Annotated in this window: 5 protein-coding genes and 14 tRNA genes; 2 read left to right on the forward strand and 17 right to left on the reverse strand. The window is 38.0% G+C overall.

What is annotated here, in order from left to right:
- Positions 1-425 precede the first annotated feature (425 nt).
- Entirely contained in the window at positions 426-1,031 is a 606-nt protein-coding gene (locus tag K5S59_RS14720; RefSeq protein WP_000053934.1) for a CalY family protein, read from the forward strand.
- A gap of 32 nt (positions 1,032-1,063) precedes the next feature.
- Entirely contained in the window at positions 1,064-5,287 is a 4,224-nt protein-coding gene (locus K5S59_RS14725) for a S8 family serine peptidase (protein WP_120450969.1), read from the forward strand.
- A gap of 252 nt (positions 5,288-5,539) precedes the next feature.
- On the opposite strand, the gene K5S59_RS14730 is transcribed toward K5S59_RS14725, so the two are convergent.
- The 17 genes from K5S59_RS14730 to K5S59_RS14810 form a co-directional block, all read right to left on the reverse strand.
- On the reverse strand, positions 5,540-6,484 hold the full coding sequence (locus K5S59_RS14730) for an L-lactate dehydrogenase (protein WP_000715344.1): 945 nt from the start codon (positions 6,482-6,484) through the stop codon (positions 5,540-5,542).
- Between the two features lie 485 nt (positions 6,485-6,969).
- Entirely contained in the window at positions 6,970-7,998 is a 1,029-nt protein-coding gene (locus K5S59_RS14735; RefSeq protein ID WP_098257937.1) for a DUF4179 domain-containing protein, read from the reverse strand.
- On the reverse strand, positions 7,991-8,521 hold the full coding sequence (locus K5S59_RS14740; protein ID WP_073516892.1) for a sigma-70 family RNA polymerase sigma factor: 531 nt from the start codon (positions 8,519-8,521) through the stop codon (positions 7,991-7,993). The genes K5S59_RS14735 and K5S59_RS14740 overlap by 8 nt, the downstream gene beginning before the upstream one ends.
- 211 nt (positions 8,522-8,732) lie before the next feature.
- Positions 8,733-8,804, reverse strand: a tRNA-Glu gene (locus K5S59_RS14745).
- A 5-nt stretch (positions 8,805-8,809) separates the two neighbouring features.
- Positions 8,810-8,900: transfer RNA gene (locus tag K5S59_RS14750), tRNA-Ser, on the reverse strand.
- A 6-nt stretch (positions 8,901-8,906) separates the two neighbouring features.
- A tRNA-Asn gene (locus tag K5S59_RS14755) sits at positions 8,907-8,981 on the reverse strand.
- Positions 8,982-8,988: 7 nt separating this feature from the next.
- A tRNA-Ile gene (locus K5S59_RS14760) sits at positions 8,989-9,065 on the reverse strand.
- 10 nt (positions 9,066-9,075) lie between these two features.
- Positions 9,076-9,146: transfer RNA gene (locus tag K5S59_RS14765), tRNA-Gly, on the reverse strand.
- A gap of 13 nt (positions 9,147-9,159) precedes the next feature.
- A tRNA-Lys gene (locus K5S59_RS14770) sits at positions 9,160-9,235 on the reverse strand.
- A gap of 10 nt (positions 9,236-9,245) precedes the next feature.
- Positions 9,246-9,321 (reverse strand) — tRNA-Thr (locus tag K5S59_RS14775).
- 14 nt (positions 9,322-9,335) lie between these two features.
- A tRNA-Phe gene (locus K5S59_RS14780) sits at positions 9,336-9,411 on the reverse strand.
- A gap of 13 nt (positions 9,412-9,424) precedes the next feature.
- A tRNA-Asp gene (locus K5S59_RS14785) sits at positions 9,425-9,500 on the reverse strand.
- A gap of 3 nt (positions 9,501-9,503) precedes the next feature.
- Positions 9,504-9,580, reverse strand: a tRNA-Met gene (locus tag K5S59_RS14790).
- Between the two features lie 28 nt (positions 9,581-9,608).
- Positions 9,609-9,701 (reverse strand) — tRNA-Ser (locus K5S59_RS14795).
- A 17-nt stretch (positions 9,702-9,718) separates the two neighbouring features.
- Positions 9,719-9,795: transfer RNA gene (locus K5S59_RS14800), tRNA-Ile, on the reverse strand.
- A gap of 4 nt (positions 9,796-9,799) precedes the next feature.
- A tRNA-Met gene (locus K5S59_RS14805) sits at positions 9,800-9,876 on the reverse strand.
- An 18-nt stretch (positions 9,877-9,894) separates the two neighbouring features.
- Positions 9,895-9,967: transfer RNA gene (locus K5S59_RS14810), tRNA-Ala, on the reverse strand.
- Positions 9,968-10,000: the final 33 nt, after the last annotated feature.

Raw genomic sequence — 10,000 nt, forward strand, 5'->3', positions numbered from 1 at the left:
TTTCTGCGAAAAACTGAAATTTCCTTGTTATTTTTTAAAAAATATTCGTTTTTTTCTTTATTTTCACTCAAAATATTCAAATTTGCTGTGTAAAATATCGAATTTTGACGAATATTCATTGCAAACGCTTCATTTCCTACTAGTCTTTCATCCTATTATTTATTTCTCAACCCTTATTTTATTAGATTGACCCTATTTTTCCCGCTATTTATCACTTAAAATCGCAACAAAATAATCTGTCATAAAAAAATGTTTCTCAACATTTTTTGTCACAATTTTATTGAAATGAAAAATTCACAAGCATATACTTGTTCTCAATAAAGAACATTGAACCTTCGCAAATATAATTCATACTGAAACACTATGTTTACTCTAGCCATGCTCCAGGCGAAGGTTTGATAAAAATTAATTTAGGGGGCTTTCTTATGTCATTAAAACAAAAGGTTGGGATGGGAGTTGTCACAGCTTCACTTGGCTTATCCCTTACATTCGGCGGTGTATTCGCCTATTTCAGTGATTCTGAAACATCTAGTAACTCATTTCAAGCTGGTACACTAGATCTTTCTATTAACCCAAGTGTAATTGTTAATGTGAAAGATTTAAAACCAGGTGATTTGATCGAAAGAAACTTCAAGCTTGAAAATAAAGGGACATTGGATATTGCAAAAGTAGCACTTGAAACATCCTATGAAGTTACAGATGCAAAGCAAAATAATGATGGTGAAGATTTAGGCGATCACATCATCGTCAAATTTTTAGTGAATGATGGAAAGCCATCTAATCCAAACGATGATCATGAAATTTTGTGGGAAACAAAACTATCAGAATTAAAAACTATGAAACCTGAAGATGTATCTACATCTCTAGAACGTTATAACTTAATAGACGGTATTAAATCTGGTGAAACAGATTATTTACACGTGCTCTTCTCCTTTGAAGACAACGACCAAAATCAAAATAAATTCCAGGGTGATTCCTTACAGCTAAACTGGACATTCCATGCAGAGCAAACACCAGGCGTGGAGAAATAAATTTTAAAATATAAATTATCGGAGGCCTATATATGAAAAAGAAAAATCGTTTTGTTACCGGAATTGTAACGGCTGGCGTTCTATTTTCAACTGCCCTTCCGTTCAATGTACTTGCTGAAAACCCTATTAACCAAATTGACTCTTCAAACGCCCAGTCTTTACTATCAAAACTTTCTAAAGAACAGCGCCAGGCATTACAAACGTTAGATGCCAATCCTGGTTTTACTATTTCGCCAGATATTAATACGAGTAGTTCCGAACCAGTAAATATCATTGTAGAATTTCAAACGGCTCCAGTAAAGATTAATGAATTAAAACAAAAAGAAAAAGGATTACAAGCTGCTCCTGAAAATATAAAAGCACGTATTGATCAAGAACATGAGGAATTCCAAAAAGGATTAAAACGTCTTTATCAATTCAGCCCATCAGTAAAGTCAGGGAATTTCCAGTCTGTACAAATTAAACGTTCTTATAAGCATGCGATAAATGGTGTTGCTCTCACGTTACCTGCAAATACAGTGGAAGAATTGTTACGAATTGGCGTTGTAAAACGTATTTGGAAAGATTACGAAGTGAAATTAAATTTACCAAAACAAGCAGAGCAGAAAGCACCTCAAAAACTAACAGATAGCATTCCGCAAATTGGAGTAGATAAGTTACATAGCGAGGGCATTACTGGAAAAGGAATTAAAGTTGGTGTATTAGATACAGGTATTGATTACAATCATCCTGACTTAAAAGACGTGTATAAAGGCTATCGCGCAAAAGCAGGTGAAGATTCTAGTAAGGTAGACCCAAACTCCGTAAAAGGTTGGGACTTTATTAATAACGATGCAGATCCGATGGAAACAACTTATACAGAGTGGCAACAATCTGGTGCTCCTGAATTTGATGATCGTGGTTCTTCCTTCTACACTGCGCATGGTACTCACGTAGCAGGTATCGTTTCTGCTCAAAAGAAAAACAAATCAGATTCCGCAGTAAAAGGTGTTGCACCTGACATTGAACTGTATAACTATCGTGTACTCGGTCCTTATGGAAGCGGAGATAGTTCTGGTATTATCGCTGCAATCGATAAATCTATTTCTGACGGTATGAACGTCATTAACTTATCGTTAGGTGACGATAGCAACAATCCGCTTGATCCAACGTCTATCGCTGTCAATAACGCGATGCTTTCGGGCGTTGTTACAGTCGTTGCTGCTGGGAACTCTGGTCCAAATCCAGCGACACTCGGATCACCAGGTGCTTCTCCATTTGCTATTACAGTTGGAGCAAGTGATAGCTCTATTTCCTTACCAAAACTATCAGGTCATGCTGGACAATTACAATTCCCTAACCTAATTTTATTCGGCAAAAACTTCACTGATAAAATAGAAGATTTCAAAGGACAATCTCTACCTATTGAATCTGTCGGAATCGGTACTCCTGATGAGTTTAGTAAAAAGGATGTAAAAGGAAAAATCGCTCTCGTTGTACGCGGTACAATCTCATTTGATGAAAAGATCGCAAATGCGAAACAAGCTGGTGCAAAGGCAGTTATTATTTATAACAATGTGGATGGAGAAATTTCTTACTACATTGGCGAAAGCACAAAATACATTCCTGCATTCCGCCTAACGAAAGAAGATGGCGAAAAACTAAAAGCTCAAATTGAACAAGGCAAAACATCCTTAACTTTCGATGAAATCAATTACATTCAAACAGAAGGCGATCATCTTGCAGACTTTAGCTCACGCGGCCCGGTTACATCAAATGATGATATTAAACCTGATATTACAGCGCCTGGTGTTGCTGTACTTTCAACAGTACCTGAGTATATTAACGACCCGCAAGAGGGCGAAAACTACGATGTTTCCTATGAACGTATGCAAGGAACATCCATGGCATCTCCTCATATCGCTGGCGTTGCTGCTCTTATTTTGCAAGAGCATCCAGAATACTCTCCATTTGATGTAAAAACATCTCTTATGAACACGGCTGACGATTTAAAAGAAAAGTATTCCGTATATGAAGTGGGAGCTGGACGAGTAGATGCTTATAACTCTGTTCACACGGAAACAAGTTTTAAAGTGTTAGATACGACAAAAACTGTTGTCAATGATGAAGTGATTGAAGTACCCGAAGAAACTGGATCCATTGCATTCGGTAAGTACTATCAAAAAGACGGGGAATCTCTTGAACAAAAACGAAAAATTAAAGTTGAAAACCGCAATAAACAAGAGAAGAAAGAATTTAAAACAGAAATTTCTTATACACCAGCATCTTCTGCTATTAACGATGCTACCGCAAACGGTGTAAAAGTTTCTACTGCTGAAACAATTACAATTGATGCTGGCAAATCAGATGAAATTGAAGCAAAAATTAATATTCCAGCTGGTGCAAAGCAAGGCCGATATGAAGGATACATCCATATTACAAACACGAAAAATAAAGAAGAAACGTATCAAATTCCGTTCTCTATTCGCGTATCAGAGCCTGGTATTGAAAATGCACTATTATCAAGAAAAACAATCTCAACTGATACATCTAAATTCAATCCATACCGTGAATCGTATTTGCACGGGGCATTCCAATTAAACAGCGAACTGGAGACGTTAGATCTTATCGTGAAAGATTCGAAAACAAATAAGGCTCTCGGCTTCATCGGAACGTTAAACACGAGTGGACTAAAAACGGATGTATATTACTACTTAGATTCATTCTTTAACGGCAGAGTATATCCTTTTACAAATGATCCTGCAAAACCAATTGGTGATGAGAAAATCGACTTACCAGAAGGAGATTACACAATTGAATTTGTTGGCTATGATAAAGCCGGGAAAGCACGTGTGAAAGGTGATTATGTCGTAATTGATAATACACCGCCAGAAGTGAAATTAACTGGCTTACAGCCTGGTATTTATGAATTAAATGAAGAAAACTATACAGTAGAAGACGGTAAAAAAGCACTATGGATTAAAGGAAATGTATATGATTCTAACGTTGACTACTTAAAAGGAAAAGGATTTAACATTACGCAAGAAGCGAACGGTGTTATGTACTATGATTATTCTCCATACTTGCATAAGTTTTTGCCTATTAATGCAAATGGTGACTTTAAAGTTGGCATTACTCCTGAATCCTTTAAGGTGGAAGGCCCAATGAATACAGGCGTATATATTTTCGATTATGCAACTGCAGGTCCTGACTACCCAAGCGGTGTAAATAACTATTGGTTTATCCCGCAAGGCGCTCAATATGCAAAAGCTAGTTACGATAAAAAGGAATTATATAAAGATGATGAATTCACTGTGACGCTAAACGCGAAACATGTGAAACAATTTGTATCTGGAGAATTTAACGTAAAATTCCTAGAGAAAAACTTCAAATTTGCAAATGCGAAATTAAATCCAGCTTTTGAAAAGCTCCTTTCTGAAAAAGGTGTAACGGCAAAAGTGAATGAACCGAAATTAGAAGAAGGTTCTGTTACAGTAGGCGGAGCTATCGATGACAAAAACTTTGCTGGGTTAGATGGTGATTTCCCGTTCATTGATGTAACTTTCAAAGTAGAAAATGATGAATTTTATGAAGCAAATGCTCAATTAGATTTAGCAGTGTTTGCTTACTGGAAACAAGGTGAATTAGAGCCAAACAGAATGCGTGTCCTTCAAGATCAAACATTCTCAGTGATGTCTTTAAACTCACTAGTAGGAGGTAATATTAAACCTGGTGCATTCTTAAATGAACGTGGCTATTTAGATGAGAAATTCGATTATACAAAGCTTGGCGTAAAAGTATATGCAACAGATTCTTATCGTCATAAGTTTGAAGGCTCACTTGATAAATACGGTTACTTCAAACTGAATGGACTTCCTGTTAATAAACGCGACTACAACTTGTACGTAGAAGTTCCAGGACATTTAACAAGCCGACTAACAACGAAATTAGGTACCGAAAAAGACGGTAAGCTACTTGGCCAATATTATTATGCACGCTTTGATGAAAACCTTGCAGGTGATGTAAATGGAGATAAAGTAATCGATGTGAAAGATGCAGAAATTATCGCCAGCAACTTTGGTAAAAAAGGACTATCTGTGAAAGACGGCGACCTTAACAAAGATGGTATTATCGACGAAAAAGATATTCGTTTCGTTGAAAAGAACTTCTTGAAAAAAGGGCCAGATGCATCTAAATCACAAATGCCTGTTGAAAAATCAAAAAGCGGTACACTTGCAGATATTTTAAAGAAATTAGGATTAACTCCTAAAAAATAATAATAAAGAGCACTCTACGTAAAGTAGAGTGCTCTTTTCTATAAACGACCCTTATCCAGCAAAAGGGGTATATTGGGGATATACAAGGGAAACCGGAAAAGGAATTTATAGTGAACTACTCGCCACTTAGCAAAGCTTGAAGTGGTAGCTTCTCAGTTCCACGACGAAAGTAACCTTTCGGTAAATCCTTTAAATTATATAAAAATTAAGAGGTAGGAAGCAGTTTCCCGCCTCTTAATTATTTAGCAATTATTATAGTACTGGTGCCATTGTTTCTTTTAATACTTTTACAGAATGAGCGAATTTCGCTTTTTCATCTTCATTTAGCTCAAGTTCTACGATTTCACGTACACCTTCGCGGTTAATAACAGCTGGAACACCTACGAAAGCATCTTTCTCACCATATTGTCCTTCAAGGTATGCAGATACAGTTAATACGCTGTTCTCGTTGCTTAAGATTGCTTTAGTTACACGAAGTAGTGACATACCGATTCCGTAGTAAGTTGCACCTTTACGCTCGATGATATGGTAAGCTGCATCACGTACGTTTTCGAAGATTTTATCTAAGTCTTCTTGTTTGTACTGTTCGTTGTTAGCTAAGATTGTTTCTAGTTTTTGTACACCGATAGTAGCGTGGCTCCATACTGGAAGTTCAGTGTCACCGTGTTCACCAACGATGTAAGCATGAACGTTACGTGGATCTACATCTAAGTAGTCACCTAACATGTAACGGAAACGAGCAGAGTCTAAAGTAGTACCAGAACCGATTACGCGCTCTTTTGGTAGACCAGATTCTTTCCAAGTTACGTAAGTTAAAATATCAACTGGGTTAGTTGCGATTAAGAAGATTCCATCGAATCCGCTATCCATAATACCGCGAACGATTTGTTTAAAGATTTTTGTGTTTTTCTCAACTAAATCTAAACGAGTTTCACCTGGCTTTTGTGGTAATCCAGCAGTGATAACTACTAAATCTGCATCTTTACAATCTGCATAGCTACCGCTCCAAACTTTTGTTGGTGATGGAGAGAATGGTACCGCATGGCTTAAGTCCATTGCTTCTCCTTCTGCTTTTGCTTCATTAACATCTACAAGTACGAATTCTTCAGCTACACCTTGGTTGATCATTGAGTAAGCGTAACTACAACCTACAGCTCCTGTTCCTACTAATACTACACGATTGATACCTTTTTTCATGTTAATTTCCCCTCTCTATTGTTCACATCTATTTTTTTATGATTGTTTAAGTAATTAATTAAAATACTAATTTAATGTTGTTTAACTTCTTTACATTCATATTGTAGCACGTATTATTGTGAATTACTTCACAAATTATGACCTATTTGTGAACTTTTTCACATAGAGTGTAAAGTTATTAAATCAAGTATGAAATCAATCTCAATGGAGGCGTTTTCTTTAGATTGTGAAAGGTATTTTGTCGGTAAAGGAAATTATTCCAGCGATTTTTGCACTATATAGACTTACCAACAAAACTCGACAATGATAATAGCATAAAAAACGCCATCCTTTCTGCATATTTCTACAAAAAGAATAGCGTCTTTTGATTATATGGATACAAATTTATCTTAGCTGGATATCGATGTTTTTTCCATACACGTCAAATTAACATACCATCATTTATTAACATTCAATAGACATGGAAACCTAGCCAAGCTCTTCAATTATTGTAGCAACACAGTCGTTTTCAAATCTTCAGCACCTCCATTTTTTAATGTATCATTTAGACCACTAAGATACGCGGGCTCAATTGTTAACGATTTTGGAGGATTATCCATCGGTGGAAGAGCTAAAACAACATGGTGTCCGTATAATCCCGTGCTACCAACTTGCAAGCTGACTCCTTCGTAGATTTTTCCTTTATCATCAGTGACAGTATAATCAAGTGCTGGCCAGCTATCATTAGCTTCCATTTCTTTTGGATAATCAAAGGTCAAATCAATCCTCGTTGAAAGTGAAGAAAAGATTACTTGATCTACTGTTAATGCATACAGATTATCTTTCGTTAATGTTTTTATATTAGGAGTAAATTTACGAATCTCACCTTCAACTTTTGTAAGAGGAAATGCTACGTTCCATGTTCCTGTTTGTCCAAATAAATCTTTCCCATGGACGGAAACATCAATTTTATCACCAAATTCACCGTAATTAGCCAGAGTAAATTCATGCTGCTCAATAATAGTGTTTTGTCCTTTTGACTTCTGTGCAGTAGAACCTATTGCAGCTCTAACTTCTTTCCCATTAATGGTTACATAACTAAATCCAGCTTTCTCTTCATTACTTTTGGAAATAGGGTTTTCTCCTTTGTATTCCACCGTGACCACTAAACGTCCACCATCGTAAACAGCCTCTTTCACATTCATCGTTAAGCCACTATGCTTATCTTGTCTCTCAATTGATGTAGCAAGCTCATCCTTTTCAATTTTATCAGAAGCAATATCATTAAATTGTGCATAAATGGAGCCTATAACTGGAACACTCGATAATGTCTTTGCCATAGTAGGAGAAATGAATCCAGAACCTAAGAGAGAAACACATATTCCACAAGCAACAAGACTAGAATACTTGATTGTTTTTTTTCTACGGTATTGATTTTTCTTAGCTTGAAGCATGGCTGTTTTTTCTCTTTGAATTAACCGGTCTTCTGGTATAGGAATATCATTGATATGGTGATTAAATTCTTCTTTATTCATAACTATATCCCTCCTTTAAAATGGGGCGTAAGGCTTGCTTTGCTCGATGTAATTGAGATTTTACGGTTCCTTCTGGAGAATTAAGAATCTCAGCAATTTCCTTAATAGATAAATCGTGATAATACCTTAATACAATAATAGTTTTGTAAGTAGGATCTAAGAAATTAAATGCCTCGATTAAATCCAACGATTGCTCTAATTTATTCATGCTCTCTTCTGTACATAAATTAGAAAACATTTCATCATTCGCAACAAATTGTCTAGAGGATTTTCTTACAAAATCAATGGATTTAAAAACAAGAATTTTAGTAATCCAACTTTGAAATTTCTCCGGCTTTTTTAACTTTCTCAATGAAAGATATGCTTCATAAATTGTTTCTTGGTATATATCCAGTGCATCTTGTTCATTTCTTACATAAGAATAGGCTGTTCGATATAGTTTTGGGCGAACAAAAGTAATAAGTTGTTCAAATGCTTGATCATTTCCTCTTGTTGCTTGTTTTACTAGATACGCTATGTCCATTTTTATTTCTTCCTCCCTTTACTAATATAGTCGAATGAGAGAATAAAAAGGTTGCAAAAATAAGTGTATATATATAAATCTCCTACAACTTATTACAATGATTACTATCAAGCACTAAAGCCACAAGAAATCCATAAAAAAAAGCAGACTATCCAAAGTCTACTTTTACACAACAAAAAAGAGATAGCAGATTATGCTATCTCTTTTAGTATGACCCGTACGGGATTCGAACCCGTGTTACCGCCGTGAAAGGGCGGTGTCTTAACCACTTGACCAACGGGCCAGTTCTGGCAGAGAAGAAGGGATTCGAACCCTCGCACCGCGTTCGCGATCTACTCCCTTAGCAGGGGAGCCCCTTGAGCCACTTGGGTACTTCTCTGTAATATGGCTCCGCAGGTAGGACTCGAACCTACGACCGATCGGTTAACAGCCGATAGCTCTACCACTGAGCTACTGCGGAACAATTATGGTGGGCCTAAATGGACTCGAACCATCGACCTCACGCTTATCAGGCGTGCGCTCTAACCAGCTGAGCTATAGGCCCATAATTGAAAAGCGGGTGAAGAGAATCGAACTCTCGACCAGAGCTTGGAAGGCTCTTGTTTTACCACTAAACTACACCCGCATTAAATTATAAATGGTGAGCCATGAAGGATTCGAACCTTCGACCCTCTGATTAAAAGTCAGATGCTCTACCAACTGAGCTAATGGCTCATTTTGAAAGTGGTGCCGACTAGAGGACTTGAACCCCCAACCTACTGATTACAAGTCAGTTGCTCTACCAATTGAGCTAAGTCGGCTTGCGATTTCAAAATGGTGGCTCGGGACGGAATCGAACCGCCGACACGAGGATTTTCAGTCCTCTGCTCTACCGACTGAGCTACCGAGCCTTTATGTAAAAACTGGCGGTCCCGACCGGGGTCGAACCGGCGATCTCCTGCGTGACAGGCAGGCATGTTAACCACTACACCACGGGACCATTTGGTTGCGGGGACAGGATTTGAACCTGCGACCTTCGGGTTATGAGCCCGACGAGCTACCGTGCTGCTCCACCCCGCGATGATAAAATATTTACTTTAGAAAAAAATGGAGGAGGTAGAGGGATTCGAACCCCCGCGCGACTCTCGCCGCCTGTCGGTTTTCAAGACCGATCCCTTCAGCCGAACTTGGGTATACCTCCGAGATAGAAACGTCTAATGGTGGACCTTGTAGGACTCGAACCTACGACCGGACGGTTATGAGCCGTCTGCTCTAACCAGCTGAGCTAAAGGTCCTTTATGGTAGCGGCGGAGGGGATCGAACCCCCGACCTCACGGGTATGAACCGTACGCTCTAGCCAGCTGAGCTACACCGCCATAAATGATATTAAAAAGTGGAGCCTAGCGGGATCGAACCGCTGACCTCCTGCGTGCAAGGCAGGCGCTCTCCCAGCTGAGCTAAGGCCCCATGTTTTTGGAAAATCGGGAAGACAGGATTTGA

It is taken from the genome of Bacillus sp. BML-BC051, from assembly GCF_019656175.1.
GTDB classification, from domain to species: domain Bacteria; phylum Bacillota; class Bacilli; order Bacillales; family Bacillaceae_G; genus Bacillus_A; species Bacillus_A mobilis.